General features: G+C 61.3%; 27 protein-coding genes. 18 read left to right on the top strand and 9 right to left on the bottom strand.

Annotated elements, in window-relative coordinates; genetic code table 11:
* The first annotated feature begins 3 nt into the window (after positions 1-3).
* The 15 genes from ccoO (HU730_RS20030) (at position 4) to hemN (ending at position 13,366) form a co-directional block, all read left to right on the top strand.
* On the top strand, positions 4-612 hold the full coding sequence (ccoO, locus tag HU730_RS20030; protein ID WP_003193159.1) for a cytochrome-c oxidase, cbb3-type subunit II: 609 nt from the start codon (positions 4-6) through the stop codon (positions 610-612).
* Between the two features lie 3 nt (positions 613-615).
* Complete coding sequence (locus tag HU730_RS20025) at positions 616-816, top strand: cbb3-type cytochrome c oxidase subunit 3 (RefSeq protein WP_060764189.1); 201 nt, start codon at positions 616-618, stop codon at positions 814-816.
* Complete coding sequence (gene ccoP, locus HU730_RS20020; RefSeq protein ID WP_054897851.1) at positions 813-1,760, top strand: cytochrome-c oxidase, cbb3-type subunit III; 948 nt, start codon at positions 813-815, stop codon at positions 1,758-1,760. The genes HU730_RS20025 and ccoP (HU730_RS20020) overlap by 4 nt, the downstream gene beginning before the upstream one ends.
* Before the next feature lie 417 nt (positions 1,761-2,177).
* Complete coding sequence (gene ccoN, locus HU730_RS20015; protein WP_014719443.1) at positions 2,178-3,620, top strand: cytochrome-c oxidase, cbb3-type subunit I; 1,443 nt, start codon at positions 2,178-2,180, stop codon at positions 3,618-3,620.
* Positions 3,620-4,228, top strand: a complete 609-nt coding sequence (gene ccoO / locus HU730_RS20010; RefSeq protein WP_003193167.1) for a cytochrome-c oxidase, cbb3-type subunit II — start codon at positions 3,620-3,622, stop codon at positions 4,226-4,228. The genes ccoN and ccoO (HU730_RS20010) overlap by 1 nt, the downstream gene beginning before the upstream one ends.
* A 5-nt stretch (positions 4,229-4,233) precedes the next feature.
* Positions 4,234-4,419 carry a CcoQ/FixQ family Cbb3-type cytochrome c oxidase assembly chaperone gene (locus HU730_RS20005; RefSeq protein WP_003193169.1) on the top strand — a complete coding sequence of 62 codons (186 nt, stop codon included), beginning with the start codon at positions 4,234-4,236 and terminating at the stop codon, positions 4,417-4,419.
* Positions 4,416-5,393 carry a cytochrome-c oxidase, cbb3-type subunit III gene (gene ccoP / locus HU730_RS20000; protein ID WP_014719444.1) on the top strand — a complete coding sequence of 326 codons (978 nt, stop codon included), beginning with the start codon at positions 4,416-4,418 and terminating at the stop codon, positions 5,391-5,393. The genes HU730_RS20005 and ccoP (HU730_RS20000) overlap by 4 nt, the downstream gene beginning before the upstream one ends.
* Before the next feature lie 170 nt (positions 5,394-5,563).
* Entirely contained in the window at positions 5,564-5,818 is a 255-nt protein-coding gene (locus HU730_RS19995) for a type II toxin-antitoxin system Phd/YefM family antitoxin (protein WP_034128400.1), read from the top strand.
* Positions 5,818-6,228 (top strand): type II toxin-antitoxin system VapC family toxin, encoded by a 411-nt coding sequence (locus HU730_RS19990; RefSeq protein WP_034128399.1) that lies wholly within the window; start codon positions 5,818-5,820, stop codon positions 6,226-6,228. The genes HU730_RS19995 and HU730_RS19990 overlap by 1 nt, the downstream gene beginning before the upstream one ends.
* Positions 6,229-6,435: 207 nt before the next feature.
* Complete coding sequence (gene ccoG / locus HU730_RS19985; protein ID WP_034128398.1) at positions 6,436-7,839, top strand: cytochrome c oxidase accessory protein CcoG; 1,404 nt, start codon at positions 6,436-6,438, stop codon at positions 7,837-7,839.
* A 14-nt stretch (positions 7,840-7,853) separates the two neighbouring features.
* Entirely contained in the window at positions 7,854-8,393 is a 540-nt protein-coding gene (locus HU730_RS19980; RefSeq protein WP_014719446.1) for a FixH family protein, read from the top strand.
* A 125-nt stretch (positions 8,394-8,518) separates the two neighbouring features.
* Positions 8,519-10,969 (top strand): heavy metal translocating P-type ATPase, encoded by a 2,451-nt coding sequence (locus HU730_RS19975; protein WP_096143530.1) that lies wholly within the window; start codon positions 8,519-8,521, stop codon positions 10,967-10,969.
* 22 nt (positions 10,970-10,991) lie between these two features.
* Positions 10,992-11,204 carry a cbb3-type cytochrome oxidase assembly protein CcoS gene (gene ccoS, locus HU730_RS19970; protein WP_014719448.1) on the top strand — a complete coding sequence of 71 codons (213 nt, stop codon included), beginning with the start codon at positions 10,992-10,994 and terminating at the stop codon, positions 11,202-11,204.
* Positions 11,197-11,880 (top strand): sulfite exporter TauE/SafE family protein, encoded by a 684-nt coding sequence (locus HU730_RS19965; RefSeq protein ID WP_060764192.1) that lies wholly within the window; start codon positions 11,197-11,199, stop codon positions 11,878-11,880. The genes ccoS and HU730_RS19965 overlap by 8 nt, the downstream gene beginning before the upstream one ends.
* A gap of 103 nt (positions 11,881-11,983) precedes the next feature.
* Entirely contained in the window at positions 11,984-13,366 is a 1,383-nt protein-coding gene (hemN, locus tag HU730_RS19960) for an oxygen-independent coproporphyrinogen III oxidase (protein WP_096143531.1), read from the top strand.
* On the opposite strand, the gene HU730_RS19955 is transcribed toward hemN, so the two are convergent.
* A complete protein-coding gene (locus tag HU730_RS19955) occupies positions 13,367-13,834 on the bottom strand; it encodes a FlxA-like family protein (protein WP_080757733.1) in 468 nt (155 codons plus the stop codon).
* 152 nt (positions 13,835-13,986) lie between these two features.
* Here HU730_RS19955 and fnr point away from each other — a divergent pair, with 152 nt between their 5' ends.
* Together fnr and HU730_RS19945 are read left to right on the top strand one after the other, a co-directional pair.
* Positions 13,987-14,721 carry a fumarate/nitrate reduction transcriptional regulator Fnr gene (gene fnr / locus HU730_RS19950; RefSeq protein WP_005790290.1) on the top strand — a complete coding sequence of 245 codons (735 nt, stop codon included), beginning with the start codon at positions 13,987-13,989 and terminating at the stop codon, positions 14,719-14,721.
* Positions 14,722-14,797: 76 nt separating this feature from the next.
* Positions 14,798-15,346 (top strand): adenine phosphoribosyltransferase, encoded by a 549-nt coding sequence (locus HU730_RS19945; protein WP_034128393.1) that lies wholly within the window; start codon positions 14,798-14,800, stop codon positions 15,344-15,346.
* A 108-nt stretch (positions 15,347-15,454) separates the two neighbouring features.
* Here the strand turns inward: HU730_RS19945 and HU730_RS19940 are convergent, their stop codons facing one another.
* The 6 genes from HU730_RS19940 to HU730_RS19915 all read right to left on the bottom strand — a co-directional run bounded on the left by HU730_RS19940 (position 15,455) and on the right by HU730_RS19915 (position 22,142).
* A complete protein-coding gene (locus tag HU730_RS19940; protein WP_060764193.1) occupies positions 15,455-16,603 on the bottom strand; it encodes an acyl-CoA dehydrogenase family protein in 1,149 nt (382 codons plus the stop codon).
* Positions 16,604-16,821: 218 nt separating this feature from the next.
* The gene (gene recR, locus HU730_RS19935; protein ID WP_014719453.1) at positions 16,822-17,424 is read right to left on the bottom strand and encodes a recombination mediator RecR; all 603 of its coding nucleotides are present in this window, start codon (positions 17,422-17,424) and stop codon (positions 16,822-16,824) included.
* A gap of 66 nt (positions 17,425-17,490) precedes the next feature.
* Entirely contained in the window at positions 17,491-18,525 is a 1,035-nt protein-coding gene (locus HU730_RS19930) for an NADP-dependent oxidoreductase (protein ID WP_096143534.1), read from the bottom strand.
* A 140-nt stretch (positions 18,526-18,665) separates the two neighbouring features.
* Positions 18,666-19,004 carry a YbaB/EbfC family nucleoid-associated protein gene (locus tag HU730_RS19925; RefSeq protein ID WP_003193199.1) on the bottom strand — a complete coding sequence of 113 codons (339 nt, stop codon included), beginning with the start codon at positions 19,002-19,004 and terminating at the stop codon, positions 18,666-18,668.
* 43 nt (positions 19,005-19,047) lie between these two features.
* A complete protein-coding gene (gene dnaX, locus HU730_RS19920; protein WP_186526531.1) occupies positions 19,048-21,123 on the bottom strand; it encodes a DNA polymerase III subunit gamma/tau in 2,076 nt (691 codons plus the stop codon).
* 77 nt (positions 21,124-21,200) lie between these two features.
* Complete coding sequence (locus tag HU730_RS19915; protein ID WP_127881125.1) at positions 21,201-22,142, bottom strand: DMT family transporter; 942 nt, start codon at positions 22,140-22,142, stop codon at positions 21,201-21,203.
* A 98-nt stretch (positions 22,143-22,240) separates the two neighbouring features.
* Here HU730_RS19915 and HU730_RS19910 point away from each other — a divergent pair, with 98 nt between their 5' ends.
* Positions 22,241-23,104, top strand: a complete 864-nt coding sequence (locus HU730_RS19910; protein WP_060772981.1) for a LysR substrate-binding domain-containing protein — start codon at positions 22,241-22,243, stop codon at positions 23,102-23,104.
* Between the two features lie 141 nt (positions 23,105-23,245).
* On the opposite strand, the gene HU730_RS19905 is transcribed toward HU730_RS19910, so the two are convergent.
* Positions 23,246-23,836, bottom strand: a complete 591-nt coding sequence (locus tag HU730_RS19905) for a hypothetical protein (protein ID WP_186526532.1) — start codon at positions 23,834-23,836, stop codon at positions 23,246-23,248.
* Position 23,837: 1 nt separating this feature from the next.
* Entirely contained in the window at positions 23,838-24,884 is a 1,047-nt protein-coding gene (locus HU730_RS19900) for an N-acetylmuramidase family protein (RefSeq protein ID WP_034128386.1), read from the bottom strand.
* Between the last annotated feature and the right edge of the window lie 115 nt (positions 24,885-24,999).

Raw genomic sequence — 24,999 nt, 5'->3', positions numbered from 1 at the left:
ATGATGAAACACGAAACGATTGAAAAGAACGTCGGCCTGTTGATGCTGCTGATGGTGCTCGCCGTGAGCATCGGTGGCCTGACGCAGATCGTCCCGCTGTTCTTCCAGGACGTGACCAACAAACCGGTCGAAGGCATGAAGCCCTACACCGCGCTGCAACTGGAAGGCCGCGACATCTACATCCGCGAAGGCTGCGTGCAGTGCCACTCGCAGATGATCCGCCCGTTCCGCGCCGAGACCGAGCGCTACGGCCACTACTCGGTGGCTGGCGAAAGCGTGTGGGACCACCCGTTCTTGTGGGGCTCCAAGCGTACCGGGCCGGACCTGGCCCGCGTCGGCGCGCGCTACTCGGACGACTGGCACCGCGCGCACTTGTACAACCCGCGCAACGTGGTGCCAGAGTCGAAAATGCCGGCCTACCCCTGGCTGGTCACCGCCGCCGTCGACAGCAGCCACACCGAGACCAAGTTGAAAGTGATGCGCACCCTCGGCGTGCCGTACACCGACGACGACATCAATGGCGCCGTCGCCAGCCTCAAGGGCAAGACCGAGATGGACGCGCTGGTTTCCTACCTGCAAGTGCTCGGCACTGCCATCAAGAGCAAGAGGTGAGCCATGGGATTTGAATTCGATGCAGGCACCATCCGCGGCCTTGGCACGCTGGTGGTCGCTATCGCCTTTATCGGCCTGTCGCTGTGGGTGTTCAACAACCGCCGCAACGCGGAATTCGAGCAGGCCCGCCTGCTGCCGTTTGCCGATGAACCTTCCCCACCCGACGCTCATGCAGAGCCAGCCACAAGGAGCACTCGGCCATGACTACGTTCTGGAGTACATGGATCTGCGTATTGACCCTGGGCAGCCTGATCGGCCTGACCTGGCTGTTGGTCGGCACCCGCAAGGGCGAAACCAAGGGCAGCGTCGACCAGACCATGGGCCACGCCTTCGACGGGATCGAGGAATACGACAACCCGCTGCCCCAGTGGTGGTTTATGTTGTTCGCCGGCACCCTGGTATTTGCCGTCGGCTACCTGATCCTCTACCCGGGCCTGGGCAACTGGAAAGGCGTACTGCCGGGCTATGAAGACGGCTGGACCCAGACCAAGGAATGGGACAAGGAAATGGCCAAGGCCGACGCCAGGTTCGGGCCGATCTTCGCCAAGTTCGCGGCCATGCCGGTGGAAGAAGTCGCCAAGGACCCGCAAGCGTTGAAGATGGGCGGTCGCCTGTTTGCCTCCAACTGTGCGGTGTGCCACGGCTCGGACGCCAAGGGCGCCTATGGCTTCCCCAACCTGGCCGACAACAACTGGCGCTGGGGCGGTTCGGCCGAGGCCATCAAGGCCACCATCCTGAACGGTCGCCACGCGGCGATGCCGGCCTGGGGTGAAGTGCTGGGCGAGGACGGGGTGAAGAACGTCGCCGCCTACGTGCGTCACGACCTGGCCAAGCTGCCGTTGCCCGCCGACAACACCGCCGACCTGGCCGCCGGGCAAGCCGCCTTCAGCACCACTTGCGTGGCGTGTCATGGTCCGCAAGGTCACGGCGTGGAAGCCATGGGTGCGCCCAACCTGACCGAGCCTGCGGGCTTTATCTACGGCACCAGCCTGGCGCAGCTGCAGCAGACCATCCGCCATGGTCGCCAGGGCCAGATGCCGGCCCAGGACGTGCTGCAAGGCAATGACAAGGTGCACTTGCTGGCGGCTTACGTGTACAGCCTGTCCCATAACGCTGAAGGCGCAACGCCAGACAGCCAACCGCAGTAAAAGCTCTACCTGTGGCGAGGGAGCTTGCTCCCGCTGGAGTGCGAAGCGCTCCCACGATTTTGGGGCCGCTACGCAGCCCAACGGGAGCAAGCTCCCTCGCCACAGGCATAAGTCGCGACCAAGTGTCGCACCCCTTCCAAACCCAACTTTCCCCTCCTCCTATTCGGGTCTACGCTTGTTCCTACAGTGGAGCAATTCTGGCGTAGGCGACGGTATCCGTTGCGCCCTCTAAAATTCCTGTCCACTTGATCAGCTTTCTATTTCGGTCTTTATCCTTACACCAAACATGGAAAGGGCGCAGAATCTGGCGTGGAACGCATTGATACAGGTCAGCCATTGCGTTGCAATGGCCCCTCGGTTTCTACATACTTGCGGCCGATTTTACCTATAAAAAAACCTAAACCGTGGAACCTTAGAATGAGCACAGCAATCAGTCCGACTGCTTATAACTATAAGGTAGTCCGCCAGTTCGCCATCATGACGGTGGTCTGGGGGATCCTTGGCATGGGGCTCGGGGTGTTCATCGCCTCGCAACTGGTTTGGCCGCAATTGAATTTCGACCTGCCCTGGACGACTTTCGGCCGCCTGCGCCCACTGCACACCAACCTGGTGATCTTCGCCTTCGGCGGATGTGCACTGTTTGCCACCTCCTACTATGTCGTGCAGCGCACCTGCCAGACGCGACTGATTTCCGATGGTCTGGCCGCCTTCACCTTCTGGGGCTGGCAGGCCGTCATCGTCGGCGCCATCATCAGCCTGCCCCTGGGCTACACCACTACCAAGGAATACGCCGAGCTGGAATGGCCGATCGCCATTTTGCTTGCCATCGTGTGGGTGACCTACGGCCTGGTGTTCTTCGGCACCATCGTCAAGCGCAAGACCAAGCACATCTACGTGGGCAACTGGTTCTACGGGGCCTTTATCGTGGTCACGGCGATGCTGCACATCGTCAACCACGCCTCCCTGCCGGTGAACCTGTTCAAGTCCTATTCGGCCTATTCCGGCGCAACGGACGCGATGATCCAGTGGTGGTACGGCCACAACGCCGTAGGTTTCTTCCTCACCACCGGTTTCCTGGGGATGATGTACTACTTCGTGCCCAAGCAGGCCGAGCGTCCGATCTACTCTTATCGCCTGTCCATCGTGCACTTCTGGGCGCTGATCACCCTGTACATCTGGGCCGGCCCTCACCACTTGCACTACACCGCCCTGCCGGATTGGGCACAGTCCCTGGGCATGGCGATGTCGATCATCCTGCTGGCGCCAAGCTGGGGCGGCATGATCAACGGCATGATGACCCTCTCGGGCGCCTGGCATAAGCTGCGCACCGACCCGATCCTGCGGTTTCTGGTGGTGTCCCTGGCGTTCTACGGCATGTCGACCTTTGAAGGTCCGATGATGGCGATCAAGACCGTCAACTCGCTGTCCCACTACACCGACTGGACCATCGGCCATGTACACGCCGGGGCGCTGGGCTGGGTGGCGATGATCTCCATCGGCGCGCTGTACCACATGATCCCCAAACTGTTCGGCCGCGTGCAGATGCACAGCGTCGGGCTGATCAACGCACACTTCTGGCTGGCCACTATCGGCACCGTACTCTACATCGCCTCGATGTGGGTCAACGGCATCACCCAGGGCCTGATGTGGCGTGCGATCAACGATGACGGCACCCTCACCTACTCTTTCGTCGAAGCGCTGCAAGCCAGCCACCCGGGCTTTATCGTACGTGCCCTGGGCGGTGCGTTCTTTGCCAGCGGCATGCTGTTGATGGCCTACAACGTCTGGCGCACCGTGCGTGCCAGCGACCCTGTAGAAGCCGAAGCCGCCGCCAAGATCGCCGTTGTGGGAGCTCACTGATGAAGCATGAAGTAGTCGAGAAGAACATCGGCCTGTTGGCCTTCTTCATGGTCATCGCCGTGAGCATCGGCGGCCTGACCCAAATCGTCCCGCTGTTTTTCCAGGACGTGACCAACAAGCCGGTCGAAGGCATGAAGCCGCGCACCGCCCTTGAACTGGAAGGCCGCGACGTCTACATCGCCAACGGTTGCGTGGGCTGCCACTCGCAGATGATCCGCCCGTTCCGTGCTGAAACCGAACGCTACGGCCACTACTCGGTCGCCGGTGAAAGCGTGTGGGACCACCCGTTCCTGTGGGGTTCCAAGCGCACCGGCCCGGACCTGGCCCGTGTGGGTGGGCGTTACTCCGATGACTGGCAGCGTGCGCACCTGTACAACCCGCGCAACGTGGTGCCTGAGTCGAAAATGCCGGCGTACCCGTTCCTCGTGGAAAACAAGCTCGACGGCAAGGACACCGCGAAGAAGATGGAAGTCTTGCGCACCCTGGGCGTGCCCTACACCGACGAAGACATCGCCGGCGCAGCCGCAGCCGTGAAGGGCAAGACCGAAATGGACGCATTGGTGGCCTACCTGCAAGGCCTTGGCACCATCATCAAAAGCAAACGGTGACCTACATGGATATCGGGATGATTCGTGGCCTGGGCACCGTTGTGGTGATGGTGGCCTTTATCGGCCTGGCGTTGTGGGTGTTCAGCCCACGGCGCAAGTCGGAGTTTGACGACGCGACCATGCTGCCCTTTGCAGATGATCCCGAAGCCATCAAGCACGTCGAGCAAGCTTCTAGGAGTAACAAAGAATGACTACGTTCTGGAGTCTGTACGTCACAGTCCTCAGTCTGGGTACCATCTTCGCCCTGACCTGGCTGCTGCTGTCGACCCGCAAGGGCCAGCGCACCGAACAGACGGACGAGACCGTCGGCCACTCGTTCGACGGCATCGAGGAGTACGACAACCCGCTGCCCAAGTGGTGGTTCATGCTGTTTGTCGGCACCATCGTCTTCGCCCTTGGTTACCTGGTGCTCTACCCTGGCCTGGGCAACTGGAAGGGTCTGCTGCCAGGCTACAACTACCTCGACAACGACAAGCAAACCCCGTTCGCCAACGGCCAGACCGGCTGGACCGGCGTGCACGAATGGGAAAAGGAAATGGCCAGATCGGAGGCCAAGTTCGGGCCGATCTTCGCCAAGTTCGCATCGATGCCCATTGAAGAAGTCGCCAAGGACCCGCAAGCCTTGAAGATGGGCGGTCGGCTGTTTGCCTCCAACTGCTCGGTGTGCCACGGCTCCGACGCCAAAGGCGCCTACGGCTTCCCCAACCTGACCGACGCCGACTGGCGCTGGGGCGGTGAACCCAACACCATCAAGGAAACCATCATGAAGGGCCGCCACGCGGTGATGCCGGGCTGGGCCGAAGTCATCGGTGAGCAAGGCGTGGCTGACGTAGCAGGCTTTGTGGTGACCCAACTCGATGGCCGCAAACTGCCGGAAGGTGCCAAGGCCGATGTGGCCAACGGTGAGAAACTCTTCGCCGCCAACTGCGTGGCCTGCCACGGCCCGGCCGGTAAAGGCACCCCCGCCATGGGCGCGCCGGACCTGACGCATCCGGGGGCGTTCATCTACGGTTCAAGCTTTGCGCAACTGCAGCAGACCATCCGTTATGGCCGCCAGGGCCAGATGCCCGCGCAGGAGCAGTTGCAGGGCAATGACAAGGTGCACTTGCTTGCGGCGTATGTGTATAGCTTGTCGCATGGGGATAAGAAGGCTGAGGAGCAGTAAGACCTCTGAAACAATAATCGAGCCCCGCACAGCGAATGCTGGCGGGGCTTTTTTGTTTTAGCTGCGAACCTTTCAAAGCCAAATCTACCGTTCGTAGCCTCAACCTTGCCGCGCGCATTCGCCAGGTAGTAACGTAACTACATTCAGTCCAGCGAAGGGGGACCTACCCCATGACCATCACGACCATTTCCAGCCGCGAATTCAACCAAGACACAAGTGGTGCCAAAAAAGCCGCCCGCAAAGGGCCGGTTTTTATCACTGATCGCGGCAAGCCTGCCCATGTACTGCTAAGCATTGAGGACTACCAGAAGCTGACAGGTCTGAACGCCGACATCGTTGATCTTTTGGTGATGCCGGAAGCCGCCGATATCGACTTCGAAACCGAACGTGCCGTGATCATTCATCGCCCCGTGGACTTTTCTTGATGTATTTACTCGACACGAATGTGATCTCTGAACTGCGTAAACCTCAGGCTGATGCAAATGTCGTGGCGTGGGCAAAAAGTGTGGTGGCGCCACGTATGTTTATTTCGGCGATCACGCTGAAGGAATTGGAAACCGGAGTCCTGCGAATTGAGCGGCGAGACCCGGCGCAGGGGAAGGTGTTGAGAGCCTGGCTCAAGCGTCATGTGATGCCCGCCTTTGATGCCAGAATCCTGCCCGTCGATGCAGCGGTCGCGTTGCGTTGCGCACACTTGCATGTACCCGACCGAGCCAACGAAAGTGATTCATTGATTGCCGCAACTGCGCTGGTTCATGGGCTCACCGTCGTCACGCGCAACATCAGCGACTTCCAATCGAGCGGCGTTGCACTGATCAATCCATGGGACGAATGACCGGCTTACCGACAAAAACCGTCCATACTTGCCAAGTCAATTGATCCAGGTCACGTACACCATCAATTGATTTCCCCCAACGCGACCAAAGGTCGCACCCTTTGCGCACCATCGGGGGCGTATCATTAGGCCACTGCAACACCCTTAATTTGACCCCGGCTGGCACGTACTGGCCGAGGCAAATCTCCACCGCCGTGGGATGCAATGATGAGCGACCAGATACCGGTACATGACGTTACCCCGCCTGCCAAGACCGTCGACCTCTACGCTTCGCGTGAGAAGATTTACACCCGCGCCTTCACTGGCTTGTTCCGCAACTTGCGCATGGTCGGCGGTGCCGCTCTGTTCCTGTTGTACTTCGGCACGGTGTGGCTGAACTGGGGCGGTCACCAGGCGGTGTGGTGGAACCTGCCGGAGCGTAAATTCTTTATTTTCGGCGCAACGTTCTGGCCCCAGGATTTCATCCTGCTGTCGGGCATTCTCATTGTCGCGGCATTTGGCCTGTTCTTTATCACCGTATACGCCGGGCGCGTGTGGTGCGGCTATACCTGCCCGCAAAGCGTGTGGACATGGATCTTCATGTGGTGCGAAAAGGTCACCGAAGGCGACCGCAACCAGCGCATCAAGCTCGACAAGGCGCCCATGAGCGCCAACAAATTCCTGCGCAAGTTCAGCAAGCACAGCCTGTGGCTGCTGATCGGCTTTGCCACTGGCATCACCTTCGTCGGCTACTTCTCGCCGATTCGCGAACTGGTGTTCGACTTTTTCACTGGCCAGGCCGATGGCTGGTCGTATTTCTGGGTGGGTTTCTTCACCCTCGCCACCTACGGCAACGCCGGCTGGCTGCGTGAGCAGGTGTGCATCTACATGTGCCCCTATGCGCGCTTCCAGAGCGTGATGTTCGACAAGGACACCTTGATCGTGTCCTATGACCCCCGCCGTGGCGAAGTGCGTGGCCCACGTAAAAAGGGTACCGACTACAAGGCTCAGGGCCTGGGCGACTGCATCGACTGCACGATGTGCGTGCAGGTATGTCCTACCGGTATCGATATCCGCGACGGGCTGCAAATCGAATGCATCGGCTGCGCCGCCTGTATCGATGCCTGCGATAACATCATGGACAAGATGGAGTACCCACGCGGCCTGATCAGCTACACCACCGAACACAACCTTTCGGGGCAGAAAACCCATAAGCTGCGCCCGCGCCTGATCGGTTACGCCCTGGTATTGCTGGCGATGATCAGCCTGTTGGTGGCCGCCTTCTTCATGCGCTCGCTGGTGGGTTTCGACGTCAGCAAAGACCGCGTGCTGTATCGCGAGAACGCCGAAGGACGCATCGAAAACGTCTACAGCCTGAAGATCATGAACAAAGACCAGCGCGACCACACCTACGTGCTCGACGCCGCTGGCCTGCCAGACCTCAAGCTGCAAGGCCGGCGCGAAATCAAAGTGGCCGCCGGCGATATCGTCAGCATGCCGGTGGAGTTGTCGAGTGCGCCCGAGCAGTTGCCGTCGAGCACCAACGAGGTGACCTTCATCCTCGAAGACGCCGATGACACCAGCGTCCATATTGAAGCCAAGAGCCGATTCATCGGCCCACAAGTCCGTTAACAGGGAACATACGCATGCCCGCAACTACTGCCGCCAGCCCTTGGTACAAGCACCTCTGGCCCTGGATCATCATCGCGATTCTGGCCTGCTCGGTGACCCTGACCTTGTCCATGGTGACCATCGCAGTGAACAACCCGGACAATCTGGTCAACGACAACTACTACGAGGCCGGCAAAGGCATCAACCGTTCCCTGGACCGCGAGCGCCTGGCCCAGACCCTGCAACTGCGCGGCAAGCTGCACCTGGACGAACTGACCGGCGAGGTCGAGCTGCAACTGACTGGCTACAGCAATCCAAATACCCTGGAGCTGAACCTGATCTCCCCGACCCAGCCAGAGAAGGATCGCAAGATCAACCTCACCCGCAGCGACAGCGAGCCCGGCCGCTACATCGGCCAGGTCACCGACAAGGTCGAAGGTCGCCGTTTCGTGGAACTGCTTGGCGTGGAAGGCGGCAACACCTGGCGCCTGTTCGAAGAAGAAGAGGTCAGCCACGACAAGGACTTGCTGCTGGGTGACGAACCGTTGCAGGGCGCCGAGGACCTGAAGAAGTAGACGATGATCGTTCCCACGCTCTGCGTGGTAACGCCTTGCTGGACGCTCTGCGTCCGCTTTGTGACGCAGAGCGTCACGGGCAACATTCCCACGCAAAGCGTGGGAACGATCTGCGGAACCGAGTAATGACCCAACCCACCCCCTGCTACCACTGCGCCCTACCCGTCCCCTCCGGAAGCCGGTTCACCGCCCAGATCCTCGGCGAACGCCGCGAACTCTGCTGCCCGGGCTGCCAGGCCGTGGCCGAGGCGATAGTGGCCGGCGGGCTGGAAAGCTATTATCAACACCGCAGCGAAGCCTCGGCCAACCCCGAGGCGCTGCCCGTGCAGTTGGTGGACGAGCTGGCGCTGTACGACCGCGCCGATGTGCAAAAACCCTTTGTCCGCCATCAAGGCGACCTGGCCGAAACCACCTTGCTGATGGAAGGCATCAGTTGCGCCGCCTGCGGCTGGTTGATCGAGAAGCACCTGCGCAGCCTGCCTGCGGTGGCCGAAGCGCGATTGAACCTGTCCAACCACCGCCTGCACGTGCGCTGGGCCGATGGGCAATTGCCGTTGAGCCAACTGCTCAGCGAGCTGCGCCATATCGGTTACGCCGCCCACCCTTACCAGGCCGACCGCGCCGCCGAACAATTGGCCAGCGAGAATCGCCTGGCCCTGCGACAACTGGGAGTCGCCGGCTTGCTGTGGTTCCAGGCCATGATGGCAACCATGGCCACCTGGCCGGAATTCAATATCGACCTGAGCCCGGAATTGCACGTCATCCTGCGCTGGGTTGCGATGTTTCTGACCACGCCCATCGTGTTCTACAGCTGCGCACCCTTCTTCAAAGGCGCCCTGCGTGACCTGCGCACGCGCCACCTGACCATGGACGTGTCGGTGTCCCTGGCGATTGGCGGCGCGTACCTGGCCGGCATCTGGACGGCGATCACTGGCGTAGGCGAGTTGTATTTCGATGCCGTGGGCATGTTTGCCCTGTTCCTGCTGGCCGGACGCTACCTTGAGCGCCGCGCCCGGGAGCGTACTGCCGCAGCCACCGCCCAACTGGTCAACCTGTTGCCCGCCTCCTGCCTGCGCCTCAAGGACAATGGCCAGAGCGAACGCATCCTGCTCAGCGAGTTGGCACTGGGTGATCGTGTGCTGGTGCATCCCGGTGCGGTGCTGCCGGCGGATGGGGTGATTCTCGACGGCCAATCCAGCATTGATGAATCCCTGCTGACCGGCGAGTACCTGCCGCAACCTCGGCGCACGGGTGAGAGCGTCACGGCCGGCACGCTGAATGTCGAAGGCGCGCTGACCGTCCAAGTACGCGCCCTGGGGCATGACACGCGCCTGTCCGCCATCGTGCGCCTGCTGGAGCGCGCCCAGGCCGAGAAGCCGCGCCTGGCGCAGATCGCCGACCGCGCTGCGCAGTGGTTCTTGTTGTGCTCGCTGATCGCCGCCGCACTGATCGGCCTGCTGTGGTGGGAGCTGGACCCCACCCGGGCGTTCTGGATTGTGCTGGCGATGCTGGTGGCGACCTGTCCGTGCGCCCTGTCCCTGGCCACGCCCACCGCGCTCACCGCCGCCACCGGCACCTTGCACAGTCTCGGGTTGCTGCTGACCCGCGGCCATGTGCTTGAGGGCCTGAACCAGGTTGATACGGTGATTTTCGACAAGACCGGCACCCTCACCGAAGGGCGCCTGGCGTTGCGCGCCATTCGGCCCTTGAGTACGCTGGACAGCGACCAGTGCCTGGGCCTTGCCGCCGCCCTGGAGAACCGTTCCGAACACCCGATTGCCCGTGCCTTCGGCCGTGCGCCACTGGCCGCCGATGAAGTGCTGAGCACGCAAGGGCTGGGCCTGGAGGGTCGTGTGGGAGAACGTCTGTTGCGCATCGGCCAGCCGGGTTTTGTCTGTGAACTCAGTGGCTGCGCGATTCCCGCCTCACCGGAGGAAGCCGGGCAATGGCTGCTGCTGGGCGACCGCAGCGGGGCGCTGGCCTGGTTCGTACTCGACGACCGTCTGCGCAGCGACGCCCCCGCCTTGCTCGCCGCATGCAAGGCGCGGGGCTGGCGCACGCTGTTGCTCTCCGGCGACAGTTCGCCGATGGTGGCCAGTGTCGCCTCTGAGCTGGGTATCGACGAGGCCCATGGCAGCCTGCGCCCTGACGACAAGTTGCAGGTACTGCAAAACCTGCACAAGGAAGGTCGCAAAGTGCTGATGCTGGGCGATGGGGTCAATGATGTGCCGGTGTTGGCTGCTGCCGATATCAGTGTGGCGATGGGCTCGGCCACCGACCTGGCAAAAACCAGCGCCGATGCGGTGCTGTTGTCCAACCGCCTGGATGCGCTGGTGCAGGCCTTCAGCCTCGCGCGGCGCACCCGCCGAGTGATCATCGAGAACCTGTTGTGGGCCGGGTTGTACAATGGCCTTATGCTGCCGTTCGCCGCCCTGGGTTGGATCACTCCGATCTGGGCGGCCATCGGCATGTCCATCAGTTCGTTGACCGTGGTACTCAACGCATTGCGCCTGACTCGCCTGCCGAGCGCGCAAGCCCCGGGCACCGCCCCAGCAACCCGCCCGCTGCCGGCCTGAGCCGCGTGGGCATGGAGTACAGATGCCAGCTCTCTATGTAATGATTCCGGCGGCACTGCTGTTAGTGGGCGTGGCCATCTACATCTTCTTCTGGGCCGTGGACAGCGGCCAGTACGAAGACCTCGATGGCCCGGCCCACAGCGTGCTGTTCGACGACCAGGACCCGAACCACCTGGCCGCCATCGATGAAGCCAACAACCCCGAGCAAGCGCCCAAAGAGCCCCCTCATGCTTGAGCTGGCGCCTTTGCTGGTCTCGGCGCTGATCCTCGGCCTGCTCGGCGGCGGCCACTGCCTGGGCATGTGCGGCGGATTGATGGGCGCGCTGACCCTGGCGATTCCCAAGGAACAACGCAGCCGCCGTTTTCGCCTGCTGCTGGCGTACAACCTGGGGCGCATCCTCAGCTATGCCACCGCTGGTTTATTGATCGGCCTGGCCGGCTGGGCGGTGGCCAACAGCCCGGCGGCGATGTTCATGCGTGTGCTCGCCGGCCTGCTGTTGGTCTGCATGGGCCTGTACCTGGCCGGCTGGTGGAGCGGCCTCACCCGTATCGAAAGCCTGGGGCGCGGCCTGTGGCGGCATCTGCAGCCGGTGGCCAACCGTTTGCTGCCGGTGTCCAGCCTGCCCCGCGCCTTGTTGCTGGGTGCGCTGTGGGGCTGGTTGCCGTGCGGGCTCGTCTACAGCACCCTGCTATGGGCGGCGAGCCAGGGCAATGCGCTGGACAGCGCCTTGCTGATGCTGGCGTTCGGGCTGGGCACCTGGCCGGTGCTGCTGGCCACCGGGCTGGCCGCCGAACGGGTGACGGCGTTATTGCGCAAGCGCAGCGTGCGGGTGGCCGGTGGGGTGCTGGTGATGATCTTCGGCCTCTGGACCTTGCCCGGCCCCCATCAGCACTGGCTAATGGGGCATTAACAGGCCCTGTGGCATAGCGCCGCTCCCCGTTGATGCAAATCAAGATGGCTGCACCGCCCTGCCCCTAGACTCGGCCCACTAGCCAATCCGGGGGACCGCCCGCATGCTCGACGCCATTCGTTGGGACACAGATCTGATTCACCGCTACGACTTGGCGGGGCCGCGCTACACGTCCTACCCCACCGCCGTACAATTTGACAGCCAGGTCGGCACCTTCGACCTGCTCCACGCCCTGCGTGACAGCCGAAAGGCAGTGCGGCCACTGTCGCTGTACGTGCATGTACCCTTCTGCGCCAACATTTGCTACTACTGCGCCTGCAACAAGGTGATCACCAAGGACCGGGGGCGCGCCCAGGCCTACCTGCAGCGCCTGGAGCAGGAGATCCAATTGGTGGCCTGCCACCTCGACCCGCAGCAACCCGTTGAGCAACTGCATTTCGGCGGCGGTACGCCAACGTTTCTCAGCCACGATGAACTGCGCCAGGTGATGACACGCCTGCGCCAGCATTTCAATTTGCTGGATGATGACTCGGGCGACTACGGCATCGAAATCGACCCGCGCGAAGCCGACTGGGCCACCATGGGCCTGCTACGCGAACTGGGCTTCAACCGCGTGAGCATCGGCCTGCAAGACCTCGACCCCGAGGTGCAACGGGCGGTCAACCGCCTGCAAAGCCTGGAGGAAACCCGCGCTGTGATCGATGCAGCGCGCACCTTGCAATTTCGCTCGATTAATATCGACCTGATCTACGGCCTGCCCATGCAGTCGCCGTTGAACTTTGCGCGCACCGTGGAGGAAGTTATCCGCTTGCAGCCTGACCGCCTGTCGGTATTCAACTACGCGCACCTGCCGGAACGCTTCATGCCCCAGCGGCGGATCAACACCGACGACCTGCCCTCGCCGGCAGAAAAACTGCTGATGCTGCAAACCACCATCGAACAACTGACCCAGGCCGGTTACCGCTACATAGGCATGGACCACTTTGCGCTGCCGGACGACGAACTGGCGGTGGCCCAGGAAGAAGGCAAGCTGCAGCGCAACTTCCAGGGTTACACCACCCACGGGCACTGCGACCTGATTGGGCTGGGGGTGTCGGCGATCAGCCAGATCGGCGACCTGTATTGCCAGAACAGCAGTGACCTGAACCAGTACCAGAATGCCTTGGCGGGCGCGCAACTGGCGACCAGCCGCGGCCTGGTCTGCACTACGGACGACCGATTGCGACGGGACGTGATCCAGCAGTTGATCTGCAATTTCAGCCTGGCATTCGAGGGGGTCGAACAGGCGTACAACATCGATTTTCGCGGCTATTTTGCCGAGTCATGGCCGCAATTGCAGACAATGGCCGATGATGGCTTGATCGAACTGGACGCTCAGGGCATTCGCGTGCTGCCAGCCGGGCGCTTGTTGGTGCGCTCGGTGTGCATGGTGTTCGATGCCTACCTGGAGCACCAGAACAGGCAACGGTTTTCGCGGGTGATTTGATTACATCGCCAGGGAGGCAGCTTTCATCGAATCCTCGGCACTCATGCCTTTCATCGCCTTGGCCAGCGACGTCTGAGCCGACATCAGGCCAGCCTGCAGCGAACCGATCTCGGTCTGCAGCGCGCTGGCCTTGGCACGCGCCTCTTCAGGGGAAAGATTACTGTCCGCGGCCACCGCCGCCAGTTCGGCCTGTTTTTCGGCGATCTGTTGCTTCAGTTGGCGGATCATTTTCAGTACCTGTTTGACGTTGTCTTCCAGGCCACTGTCATCGATGTCCGCATTGCTGCGCTGCTCCACGCCTGCCGCTTTGAATGCCGCAGCGGAAATAGTCACTGTCACACCTTCCACGACCTTGGTTTCAGAAGATTTTTCAAGGGTGGGACCTTCGTCCTTGAGCGCAGTAACCGGCTTCGCGTCAGGCACAACAGGGATGCGAATAGCCGGGTTGTAGGCCGCTATAACAGACATGATCCGAGCTCCGTCTAAGAGATGTGCTCTTTGTATCGACCTCAAGCAACAAATCTTTATACCTGTGCAGGTTTTCTGTACACGCTGGCCTCGCTGCCCCCCAGTGCGTTACCCTTACGTCTTATGTGTGTTTTCCCACAAGGATTTAAGAAATGTCCGAGCCAGTCAAACTGCGCGCTCACAGCCAGGCCCATTGCAAGGATTGCAGCCTGGCCCCCCTCTGCCTGCCACTTTCGTTGAATCTGGAAGACATGGATGCGCTGGACGACATCGTCAAACGCGGCCGCCCACTGAAAAAAGGCGAGTTTCTGTTTCGCCAGGGCGACAAGTTTGATTCCGTCTACGCAGTACGCTCGGGCGCGTTGAAGACCTTCAGCCTCAGCGACGGCGGCGAAGAGCAAATCACCGGTTTCCACCTGCCAAGCGAGTTGGTCGGGCTGTCGGGGATGGACACCGAGATTCATCCGGTGTCGGCCCAGGCCCTGGAAACCACGTCGGTGTGCGAAATTCCTTTCGAGCGCCTGGATGAACTGGCCCTGCAACTGCCGCAATTGCGCCGCCAGTTGATGCGCGTGATGAGCCGCGAGATTCGTGACGACCAGCAAATGATGCTGCTGCTGTCGAAGAAAACCGCCGACGAGCGTATCGCCACGTTCCTGGTCAACCTGTCGGCGCGCTTTCGCGCCCGTGGGTTCTCGGCCAACCAGTTCCGCCTGAGCATGTCGCGCAATGAGATCGGTAATTACCTGGGCCTGGCAGTGGAGACCGTGTCCCGCGTGTTTACCCGTTTCCAGCAGAACCAGTTGATTGCCGCCGAGGGTAAAGAAGTGCATATCCTCGACCCGATCCAGCTGTGTGCATTGGCTGGCGGTTCGCTGGAGGTCTGATCCAGGCTGCGGCCGCGCCAATCGGCGAGGCCGCAGGTATACTTCGAGTCCGTTTTCCGCTCTGGACTCCTCGACGATGACTTTTGATTCGTTCGACATCAAATCCCTGATTCGCCCCGTTATCGACTTCCCCAAGCCGGGTGTGATCTTTCGTGACATCACGCCGCTGTTCCAATCGCCCCGCGCCCTGCGCCTGGTGGCCGACAGCTTTGCCCAACGCTATGTCGAAGCCGATTTCACCCATATCGGTGCAATGGATGCCCGTGGCTTCCTGATCGGCTCGATCATCGCCTACCAACTCAACAAGCCGCTCATCCTGTTCCGCAAGCAAGGCAAGCTGCCGGCGGACGTGCTGGCCGAGGGTTACCAGACCGAGTACGGCGAAGCCTTCCTGGAAGTGCACGCCGACAGCCTGTGCGAAGGCGACTCCGTGCTGATGTTCGATGACCTGATCGCCACCGGCGGCACCCTGATTGCGGCGGCGAACCTGGTGCGGCGCATGGGGGCAAAGATCTTTGAAGCCGCGGCGATTATTGATTTACCGGAGTTGGGTGGCTCGCAGCGGTTGGCAGACATGGGGATTCCGACGTATTGCCTGACGCAATTTGGGCTGACTGAGAGATAAGGGTCGGCAGTACTGCCGTCATCGCGGGCAAGCCCGGCTCCCACCTTGGAATGCATTCCCCTGTGGGAGCCGGGGTTGCCCGCGATGAGGCCGAAAGAACACCCCGGCTTACAACCCCATCTGCTTACTGATGATTTCATTCATCACTTCGCGCGTCCCGCCACCAATCGACAAAATCCGGTTATCGCGATACAGCCGCTCCACCAGACTGCCACGCATATATCCCTGCCCGCCCAATATCTGCACCGCGTCATACGTCACCCGATCAGCGGTATCGGTGGCCAGATTCTTGGCCATGGAAATCTCTTTGATCACGCTCTTGCCGGCGGCCATCTTCGCGGCCTGGCGATAGGTGAACTCGCGGGAAACCTCCACGGCGGTAGCCATTTCCGCCAGGCGATGCTTGAGCACCTGGAATTTGCCGATGGGTTTGCCGAATGCTTCGCGCTGGGCGGCCCACTGGAGGCTTTCCTCCAAGGCCAGTTGCGCGGTCATGTTGGCCATAAGGGCCAAGGCCAGGCGCTCGCTCTGGAAGTTGCCCATGATGCAGGCAAAGCCCATGTTTTCGACACCGACGAGATTGCCCACAGGCACGCGGCAGTCATCGAAGAATAACTCGGCGGTGTCCGACGCCCACCAGCCCATCTTCTTCAGTGGCTGGCCGACGGTAAAACCGGGCGTGTCTTTTTCAATCAGCAGCAGGCTGATGCCACCAAAGCCCGGCCCACCCGTGCGCACGGCCACGGTGTAGAAATCAGCGCGAATGCCGCTGGTGATAAAGGTCTTGGCACCGCTCACGCGGTAATGCTCGCCTTCACGTACGGCGCGGGTTTGCAGGTTGGCTACATCCGAGCCGCCGCTGGGCTCGGTGACCGCCAGGGCGATGATCTTCTCGCCGGCGAGCACCAGAGGCGCTATGCGCTCACGCACGTCGGGCCGGGCCCATTTGACGATGGGCGGCAGGCCGATATCCAGGGAGCCGAGCCCTGCCACCACGCCGCCGGAGCCGCAGCGCATCAGCTCTTCGCTGGCGGCGACCTTGGCGAACAGATCGCCTTCGTGGCTGCCACCCAGCGTTTCGGGGTAGCCGATGCCCAGAATGCCCGCCGCACCGGCCTTGAGGTAAAGCTCACGGGGAAAGCTCTCAGCTTCCTCCCAGTGCTCGATGCCCGGCAGCATCTCGCGCTCGACGAAGCGGCGCACGCTGTCGCGGACCAATTGGTGGCTGGGATCGAAGTATTCCTGATAGGCAGACATCGGCAAGCTCCATGGCGAGATGGAGCGAACTTACCAAGCGCTTGCTTGGTTATCAAGTCATGCACAGGGACTGTGTCTGCGCTAATCCTGTAGGAGCGAGCTTGCTCGCGAAAAACATCAACGATAACGCGTGCTTCCTGAGTGAACGCGGCGCCTATTAGTTTTTCGCGAGCAAGCTCGCTCCTACAGGGTTAGGAAGTCCCAGATTGCAATGGGCTTTAGAGCGCGATGGGTTTGCGGCCTGCGAACGAGTGCGCCAGGGTGCCGCCGTCCACCAATTCCAGCTCGCCACCCAACGGTACGCCATGGGCGATCCGTGAAGTAATCAAACCTTTATTGGTCAGCAACTGGGCGATGTAGTGCGCGGTGGCTTCACCTTCCACCGTCGGGTTGGTTGCCAGGATCACTTCGGTAAAGGTGCCCTGCTCTTCGATTCGCGCCACCAGTTGTGGAATACCGATGGCTTCCGGCCCCAAACCGTCGAGCGGCGACAGGTGGCCCTTGAGCACAAAGTAACGCCCGCGGTAACCGGTTTGCTCCACGGCGTACACATCCATCGGCCCTTCCACCACGCACAGCAACGTGTCGTCGCGACGCGGGTCGGCGCATTGCGGGCAGAGTTCTTCTTCGGTGAGGGTGCGGCACTGGCGGCAGTGGCCCACGCCCTCCATGGCCTGGCTCAGGGCCTGGGCCAGGCGGGTGCCGCCGCTGCGGTCACGCTCCAGCAGTTGCAGCGCCATGCGCTGGGCAGTTTTCTGGCCAACGCCGGGCAAGGTGCGCAAGGCGTCGATCAGTTGGCGAATCAGGGGGCTGAAGCTCATGGGCGAAGGGTCCGACAAAACAACGAGACGCGGTTTATACCCGCGCCCCGGATTAGCGTCAAATACTCAATCCTGCGCGACGCGCACCACCAACTTGCCGAAGTTGCGCCCTTCGAGCAGGCCGATAAAGGCTGCGGGCGCCTGCTCCAGGCCGTCGACCACGTCCTCGCGGAACTTGATCTTGCCCTCGCGCACCCAAGGCGCCATGGCACTGAGGAACTCCGGCTGGCGGTCGCCGTAGTCATCGAACACGATAAAGCCCTGGATGCGCACTCGCTTGGTCAGCAAGGTGCGTTGCAGGGCCGGCAAACGGTCAGGGCCGCTGGGCGCTTCATGGGCGTTATAGCCGGCAATCAACCCGCACAGCGGCACGCGCGCTTTGGGGTTGAGCAAAGGCAGCACGGCATCGAAGACTTTACCGCCGACGTTTTCGAAATAAATGTCCACGCCTTTGAAACAGGCCAGGGCCAGCTCATGGGCGAAATCTTCGCTCTTGTGGTCGATACAGGCGTCAAAGCCCAACTCATCCATCACGTAGCGGCACTTGTCTGCGCCACCGGCAATGCCCACCACGCGCAAGCCCTTGAGCTTGGCCACTTGGCCCACCACCGACCCCACCGCGCCAGACGCAGCCGCCACCACCAGGGTTTCCCCGGCCTTGGGCTGGCCGATATCCATCAAGCCCATGTAGGCCGTCATGCCCGGCATACCCAGTACGCCCAAGGCCATCGACGGACTCGGCAGGCCCTTGGGCAGCGGGATCAGGTTATGGCCTTCGCAAATGCAGTGGCTTTGCCAGCCGGTGGCGCCGACCACCAGGTCGCCCACTTCGAATTTCGGGTTGCGCGATTGCTCGACACGGCTGACAGCCCCACCGGTCATCACCTCGCCGATTTCCACGGGCGCGGCGTAGGACGGCGCGTCACTCATGCGTCCACGCATGTAAGGGTCCAGGGACAGGTACAGGGTCTTGAGCAACACCTGACCGTCTGCCAGGTCCGGCAGGCTCACACGTTCCAGGCGAAAGTTTTCCGGCGTGGGTGCGCCTTGAGGGCGTGAGACCAGAACGATGCGTTGGTTGAGCGTCATTTCTTGAGGCATCAGCGGGGCTCCTTTATCGGTGAGGGGTTTCAACGGTATAGGGTGCAGACCATCGGTGAAGGCCTGGGGTTCGATGTTTCGACCGGCCAAAAAAAATGCCAGGCGCGATGCCTGGCATTTGAGTCTAGCTAAAACCTGTATCAGAACGGCAGTTTCATGCCCGGTGGCAGTTGCATACCAGCGGTCACGCCGGACATTTTGTCCTGGCTGTTGGCTTCGATCTTGCGCACAGCGTCGTTGACGGCTGCGGCGAACAGCGCTTCGAGCATTTCCAGGTCATCTTCACCCACGCCCGGCAATACGCTTGGATCGATGCTGACACGCTTGATGTCGTGACGACCGGTCATCACCACGCTGACCATATCGCCACCGGCTTTACCGGTGACTTCGGCGTTGGCCAGCTCTTCCTGCATCTTGGCCATTTTTTCCTGCATCTGCTGCGCCTGCTTCATCAGGCCGGCCATGCCACCTTTCATCATGGGAATCACCTCAAAAGTACGTGGATCAATGAGTAGCCCGGTGTCATGACGCTTGGGGCACCGGGGCTTCGACAGGTTCAATAGTATCGTGGCGGACGACCGCACCGAACTGTTGCATCATTTGTTGGATAAGCGGATCTGCGTGGATCGAGTCCTCGGCCTCGCGCTGGCGGTTAAGGCGCCGACGGGTCGCTGCCTGGGCCGGGGTTTCCTGCTCGGGCTTGATCAGCTCGATGGCGATGGTCAGCGTGCGCCCATGGTACTGGTTGAGCGCATCGTTGAGCCGGCGCTGCTGGGTGGCGTTGAACAAGGCGCTATGGGCCGGGTCCAGGTGCAGCAGCCAGTGGTCGCCTTCGATGGAAATCAGGGTGCAGTTGGCGGCGATACTGCCGGTCATGCCGGAGATCGGCAATTTCGGAAACAATTCCAGCCATCGCAGGGCCAGGCCGGTAGCCGGGGCCGCGGCAGGTTCTGCCTCGGGCTCGGGCGCAGGTTCCGCGGTGTGCTCACTGGCCAAATCGTCCAGATAGCTGTAGGCCGAATCCATGTCCGGCTCGATGTAGTCTTCGTCCAGCGGCGGTTCGTCGTCCAGGTCAATGCCGGGAGTGGCCGCGTCGACCTGGGCGACCGTCGGTTCAGGAACGGGGGCCGATACCCACTCAGGGGCATCCGGCACCACGCTGTCCGGAGTCGGCGCAGGCATCGGCGTCAGCTCGGGTTGCTCGCCGGTGGTTTCCAGCACGGGCTCCACGGCGGGCTGTTGCTCGGGCTCTACTTGCGCTTCGACCGGGTCATTCCAAGGCAAGTCGACCACGGGCTCGGGCTCGATGACCGGCTCGGGCTCGACCAACGGTGCGACGGCAACCGGCGCAGGTTCAGGCTCAGGTGCCGGCGCAACCGGCTCAGGCACAGCAACCGCAGGCGCAGTAACTACTGGCGCGACAACGGCCGCGCCAGCCACTGGTTTGGCGGAATCAACTGTGGCCTGGCTGATCCCCACTGGCTTTAGCGGCTGTCTCGGTGCGTCTGCCGAATCTGCCGGCCGGAATGCCAGCATGCGCAGCAACACCATTTCAAAGCCACCCCGAGGGTCGGGTGCCAGGGGCAGGTCGCGGCGACCGATGAGGCCCATCTGGTAGTAGAACTGTACGTCTTCGGCCGGCAACGCCTGGGCCAGGGCCAATACGCGATCTCGGTCGCCATGGCCGTTGTCCACGCCTTCCGGCAGGGCCTGGGCGATGGCGACGCGATGCAATACGTTGAGGATTTCCGAAAGCACGCCATTCCAGTCCGGGCCTTGCTCCGACAGGTGGCGCACCGCTTCGAGCAACGCCTTGGCGTCTCCTTCGATCAGCGCGTGCAGCACGTCGAACACCTGGCCGTGGTCCAGGGTACCGAGCATGGCGCGCACGTCGGCGGCCATGACCTTGCCTTCACCAAACGCGATGGCCTGGTCGGTGAGGCTCATGGCATCGCGCATCGAACCATCAGCGGCGCGGCCCAGCAACCACAGCGCGTCGTCTTCGAACGGTACGTTCTCGACGCCCAGCACATGGGTCAAATGCTCGACCACACGCTCGGGGGTCATGTTTTTCAGGGAGAACTGCAGGCACCGCGACAAAATCGTTGCCGGAAGTTTCTGCGGGTCGGTGGTAGCCAGGATGAACTTGACGTAGGGCGGCGGCTCTTCCAGGGTTTTCAACAAGGCGTTGAAGGAGTGGCTGGACAGCATGTGCACTTCGTCGATCAGGTAGACCTTGAAGCGGCCACGGCTCGGCGCGTACTGCACGTTGTCCAGCAGCTCGCGGGTGTCTTCGACCTTGGTTCGGCTCGCGGCATCGATCTCGATCAGGTCGACGAAACGCCCTTCGTCGATCTCACGGCACACCGAACAGGTGCCACAAGGCGTCGAGGTAATACCGGTTTCACAATTCAGGCACTTGGCGATGATGCGCGCAATCGTGGTCTTGCCCACCCCACGCGTACCGGTGAACAGGTAGGCATGGTGCAGCCGTTGGCTGTCCAAGGCATTGATCAGAGCCTTGAGCACATGGGTCTGGCCGACCATTTCGCGGAACGAGCGCGGGCGCCATTTACGTGCAAGAACCTGATAACTCATCGAAAACCGTCGCAACTGGGAAGCAGAAGCCGGTAATGCTAGCGGAGCAAGGGGGAAATTGCATCCGGCACGCTCTTCTAATCTGACGAAGCTTGTTCGATTGGCCTCCCGGAGGGCACCTGCGGGCGTTTTGCTGGCACCTTGGAGCGCCAATGCCCTTCCAGACTGATAGCGGCGACACTTGCCAGCACGATCACCGCGCCCAGCATCACCTGCAGGGTGACGTGTTCGCCAAGCAGCGTGGCGGCCATCAGCATGGCAACCGGTGGAATCAGGTACATCGCCACCGACGCACGACTGACCTCGACGTGCTTCAACACGTAACCCCAGGCCAGATAGGCCAAGGCACTGGGAAAAATGCCCAGCACCAGCACGGCAAGATTCTCCACCATCGGTGCCTGCACGATGGCGACGGGCAGGCCCGGCAGGTTCACGCACAGCATCAGGGTGCCGGACCACACCATGTAGCACGCCATCGTCAACGGGCTGTAGCGATGGGCGTAATGTCGCTGAATGGCGAAGTACACACTCCATGAGCAGGCCGCCAACAAGATCAGCAAACCCCGTGGGTTGATATCGCCTATGCCCCGGTCGCCCCAGATCACCACCACTACGCCGGCCAACCCCAACAGCACGCAGCCCCAGCGCCAGGCGCTGACCTGCTCCTTCAAGCACAAAAACGCAATCAACACACTGAACAACGGCGCCGACTGTGCCAACACACTCGACGCTGCCGCCGTCACCCATTGCTGCCCGTAATTGAGACTGGTGTGGTGCAGGAACACCCCGAAAAAGCCCAGCACAAACAACCACGGCAGGTCGCGCAATGGTGGCCGTCCAATTCCCAACACCGAGGCCACGCCGCCCATGAATACCGACGCGATCAAAAACCGCAGCAGCGCCAATTGGCCGGGGCTGTAACTGTGCAGCCCCATGTGCACGCCGATGGGGGAATACGCCCAACAGAGGATGACGCTGGCAATGACTAGCGTAAGCTTCAGAGGTGACGGAGTATTCATCGACAGCATCCACGCAAAAGGAATGCTGCCAGTCTTGGCCCAGGCAAGGCATAGGACAATTAAGCGTTTCTGACTTCTGAAATCATTGGAACTGAGCAATGGAACTGGCCCAACTGAAAATGGTGCGAGCCGTGGCGCAAACCGGCAGCGTGGCCCAGGCTGCGCTGCAATTGCACTGCGTGCCGTCCAATATCACCACGCGCATCAAGCAGCTGGAAAGCGAGTTGGGCACACCGCTGTTTATCCGTGCTGGCCGAGGGCTGGCGATCAGCGCCGCGGGAGAGATCTTCCTGGATTACTGCGAACGTATCCTGGCCTTGGTGGATGAATCCAAACGCGCCGTGGATGCCAGCGCCATTCCCCGTGGCACCTTGCGCATCGGTGCGGTGGAATCCAGCGCCAGCGGGCGCTTGCCGCCGCTACTGGCGGAATACCACCGGCGTTATCCAGATGTCAGCCTGGAACTGGTCACCGGTGCCTGGGCGCAACTGCTGGACGACCTGCAGCACCACCGCCTGGATGTGGCGCTGGTGGCTGCCGGCGGCAAACGCACGAAGCTGGAACAGAGCGTGGTCTACAGCGAGCGCCTGGTGCTGATCGCCAGCGCGTGCAGCGCACCTATCAACAGTGCCGAGGACCTGGCCGGCCGAACCCTGCTGGTGTGGCCGCCGGGCTGCCCTTATCGCGCCGCCCTGGAAAACTGGCTCAAGCCCCATGACATCAAGCCAGCAATCGCCAGCTACGCCAGTTGGGGCACGATCATCGGATGCGTGAGCGCGGGGATTGGCGTGGCGTTGGCACCCGAGGGGATCCTGGCGCGCTATGAACAGGCCAATCAGCTGGCATCGTATCGCTTTGAAGCACTGGCGCCCGTGGACAACCTGTTGTTCTGGCACACGGACACCCAGCGGCACCTGGCGCGAGATGCGTTTGCCGGGCTACTGCGCGAGACCTTTGGCTGACACAGTCCTAAATGTGCGACGAAAATCGCCCTGATACCAAGTAGGAGCGAGCTTGCTCGCGAAAAACTCACAAGCGCCGCGTTTATTCAGGAGGCACGCGTTATCGTTGACGTTTTTCGCGAGCAAGCTCGCTCCTACAATTCAGGGCTTCGGCGCAGCCAACCGTGCGTACTGGCCCTGGCTGATCCAGCCCGTGAACGAACGGTCATCAGCGTTGATGAATTCCACCTGCGCCCAACCGTCCTTGAACGCCAGTACGCCCACCACGTCATGCTTGACGATGTAGGGCCGCTTTGCCGCTTTGGCGCCCGGCGTTTTCAGCAAGTAAGCCTTGTCGGCAGACACCGTCACCAAGCCGATCCATTGTTTGCTGGCGGTCTGGCTCAGCTCCAGGCCGGTGGCGATTTCCGGCATCAGCACATTGATGCAGCCGGGGTGTTGACGGCCCTGCGCCACGGTCAGGGTCACCCCGTCGGACGCCGCTGCCACACTGCCTGGGTAGGCAGCGTCCAGCCAGGTGGTGAGCGCTTCGGGCTTGCCTTGCAAGTAGAACGTGCAACCACGGGCCACACCCTCGCCCATCGATTCCTGGTAGAAACCCTCCACCTGGTGCCCCGGCGTCACCGCCAGCATCAGCCCTTCAAATTGGCCTGAATGCAACGCCGCCGAGCCGGCCAACGCAGGCGCCACGGCGCACCACGACAACACTCCCATCGCCAGATAACGAATCATCTTATTTCTTCCCTTCAAAGGCTTCGTAGGCTTGTTTCATCAGGACGTCATAGTTGCCGTAATCATCGCCGTTATAGTTTCGGGCCATGGCGGTAAAATCCTTGTTTTTCATGGCACTCAATAATGCCGAGTTGTGGCTGCAAAGGCTGAGATAGGCTTTGAGTTGGTTACCGGCATTGATCTTTAATGACGCCACGAACTCAAACACCGTCTTGAATCCGCACGCAGCAAAATTGAACCCCATGATTTGAAACATGCCCCAAGAGGCCGACATCAAGGCGGCTTCCTGGTCCAGCGCAAAGGCGGTGGCCATGGTCTCCCAGGCCTTGACCTGATCCTTATTGTTCGTCTGCCATTGCGGGCCGGCTTTTTTCTTGTAGATATACGACAGCAACGGCTGCGACTGATCGTAGATGTGCTTGGTGTACTTGCGAAAGTGGTGCCCTTCAAAAGCGATGATCGGCAACTTGGCGGGCCCGAACCCCACCTTCCCGCCCGACTCCACCGTGGCGAACGCCTTGACCACATTCACCGAAATGCCGTTGCCCAATTGCTTGGCGGCGTTCTGGAAATCCGTGTCGCTCAATGTCGTCCCGCCATCGCAGGTGGACTGCATCATCAACTGCCGGTTACGCCGCTCGGCCTCGATCACCGCACGCACGCGGTCCAGGTACACATTGACCGTGGCCTGTACCGCATCGACGTTGTTATTGCCGAAAATGTTGAGAAACGTCGGAATGCGCGTATTGGGAAAAGCCCGCACCGGTACCTTCAGCGCCTCTTCTATCAGACTGTTGAACGTCCGCCCGGTGGGGTCGATCACGCCATCGGGATGGGCGTACTTGAGATGGCGAAACTGATACTGGCTGATGCATTGCACCAACTGGCCGTCGCACTTGCCGTTTTCCAGCAAGGCAAACCCCATCTTGGGAATGATCAAATTGAATAAATACTGGATGCACTGAACATCGGCGGGCAAGTTGCGGGCTTTGCCGGGCGTCCCTACCGAAGCACTGATAAGACGAGGCAACCCTTGCAGGCTTTTCATGACAGACATCCTTGTGAGTGAAAGAAGCGATAGCACTTCAATATCAAATCCACGCCCTTGTCATACTCTGAAACAAGTGGCCGGCGCAAGCTAACAAGGTGGTCTGCGGATTGTC

The sequence above is a fragment of the Pseudomonas sp. SWRI22 genome (genome assembly GCF_014268395.2).
GTDB classification, from domain to species: Bacteria; Pseudomonadota; Gammaproteobacteria; order Pseudomonadales; family Pseudomonadaceae; genus Aquipseudomonas; species Aquipseudomonas paracarnis.
Note: the sequence above shows the minus strand (reverse complement) of the source record. Positions and strands in the feature narration are given on the sequence as shown.

Bases quoted from the DNA above. Each gene is read 5' to 3' on its own strand.
- ccoO (WP_003193159.1), top strand. From the start codon at position 4: ATGAAACACGAAACGATTGAAAAGAACGTCGGCCTGTTGATGCTGCTG.
- HU730_RS20025 (WP_060764189.1), top strand. From the start codon at position 616: ATGGGATTTGAATTCGATGCAGGCACCATCCGCGGCCTTGGCACGCTG.
- ccoP (WP_054897851.1), top strand. From the start codon at position 813: ATGACTACGTTCTGGAGTACATGGATCTGCGTATTGACCCTGGGCAGC.
- ccoN (WP_014719443.1), top strand. From the start codon at position 2,178: ATGAGCACAGCAATCAGTCCGACTGCTTATAACTATAAGGTAGTCCGC.
- ccoO (WP_003193167.1), top strand. From the start codon at position 3,620: ATGAAGCATGAAGTAGTCGAGAAGAACATCGGCCTGTTGGCCTTCTTC.
- HU730_RS20005 (WP_003193169.1), top strand. From the start codon at position 4,234: ATGGATATCGGGATGATTCGTGGCCTGGGCACCGTTGTGGTGATGGTG.
- ccoP (WP_014719444.1), top strand. From the start codon at position 4,416: ATGACTACGTTCTGGAGTCTGTACGTCACAGTCCTCAGTCTGGGTACC.
- HU730_RS19995 (WP_034128400.1), top strand. From the start codon at position 5,564: ATGACCATCACGACCATTTCCAGCCGCGAATTCAACCAAGACACAAGT.
- HU730_RS19990 (WP_034128399.1), top strand. From the start codon at position 5,818: ATGTATTTACTCGACACGAATGTGATCTCTGAACTGCGTAAACCTCAG.
- ccoG (WP_034128398.1), top strand. From the start codon at position 6,436: ATGAGCGACCAGATACCGGTACATGACGTTACCCCGCCTGCCAAGACC.
- HU730_RS19980 (WP_014719446.1), top strand. From the start codon at position 7,854: ATGCCCGCAACTACTGCCGCCAGCCCTTGGTACAAGCACCTCTGGCCC.
- HU730_RS19975 (WP_096143530.1), top strand. From the start codon at position 8,519: ATGACCCAACCCACCCCCTGCTACCACTGCGCCCTACCCGTCCCCTCC.
- ccoS (WP_014719448.1), top strand. From the start codon at position 10,992: ATGCCAGCTCTCTATGTAATGATTCCGGCGGCACTGCTGTTAGTGGGC.
- HU730_RS19965 (WP_060764192.1), top strand. From the start codon at position 11,197: ATGCTTGAGCTGGCGCCTTTGCTGGTCTCGGCGCTGATCCTCGGCCTG.
- hemN (WP_096143531.1), top strand. From the start codon at position 11,984: ATGCTCGACGCCATTCGTTGGGACACAGATCTGATTCACCGCTACGAC.
- HU730_RS19955 (WP_080757733.1), bottom strand. From the start codon at position 13,834: ATGTCTGTTATAGCGGCCTACAACCCGGCTATTCGCATCCCTGTTGTG.
- fnr (WP_005790290.1), top strand. From the start codon at position 13,987: ATGTCCGAGCCAGTCAAACTGCGCGCTCACAGCCAGGCCCATTGCAAG.
- HU730_RS19945 (WP_034128393.1), top strand. From the start codon at position 14,798: ATGACTTTTGATTCGTTCGACATCAAATCCCTGATTCGCCCCGTTATC.
- HU730_RS19940 (WP_060764193.1), bottom strand. From the start codon at position 16,603: ATGTCTGCCTATCAGGAATACTTCGATCCCAGCCACCAATTGGTCCGC.
- recR (WP_014719453.1), bottom strand. From the start codon at position 17,424: ATGAGCTTCAGCCCCCTGATTCGCCAACTGATCGACGCCTTGCGCACC.
- HU730_RS19930 (WP_096143534.1), bottom strand. From the start codon at position 18,525: ATGCCTCAAGAAATGACGCTCAACCAACGCATCGTTCTGGTCTCACGC.
- HU730_RS19925 (WP_003193199.1), bottom strand. From the start codon at position 19,004: ATGATGAAAGGTGGCATGGCCGGCCTGATGAAGCAGGCGCAGCAGATG.
- dnaX (WP_186526531.1), bottom strand. From the start codon at position 21,123: ATGAGTTATCAGGTTCTTGCACGTAAATGGCGCCCGCGCTCGTTCCGC.
- HU730_RS19915 (WP_127881125.1), bottom strand. From the start codon at position 22,142: ATGAATACTCCGTCACCTCTGAAGCTTACGCTAGTCATTGCCAGCGTC.
- HU730_RS19910 (WP_060772981.1), top strand. From the start codon at position 22,241: ATGGAACTGGCCCAACTGAAAATGGTGCGAGCCGTGGCGCAAACCGGC.
- HU730_RS19905 (WP_186526532.1), bottom strand. From the start codon at position 23,836: ATGATTCGTTATCTGGCGATGGGAGTGTTGTCGTGGTGCGCCGTGGCG.
- HU730_RS19900 (WP_034128386.1), bottom strand. From the start codon at position 24,884: ATGAAAAGCCTGCAAGGGTTGCCTCGTCTTATCAGTGCTTCGGTAGGG.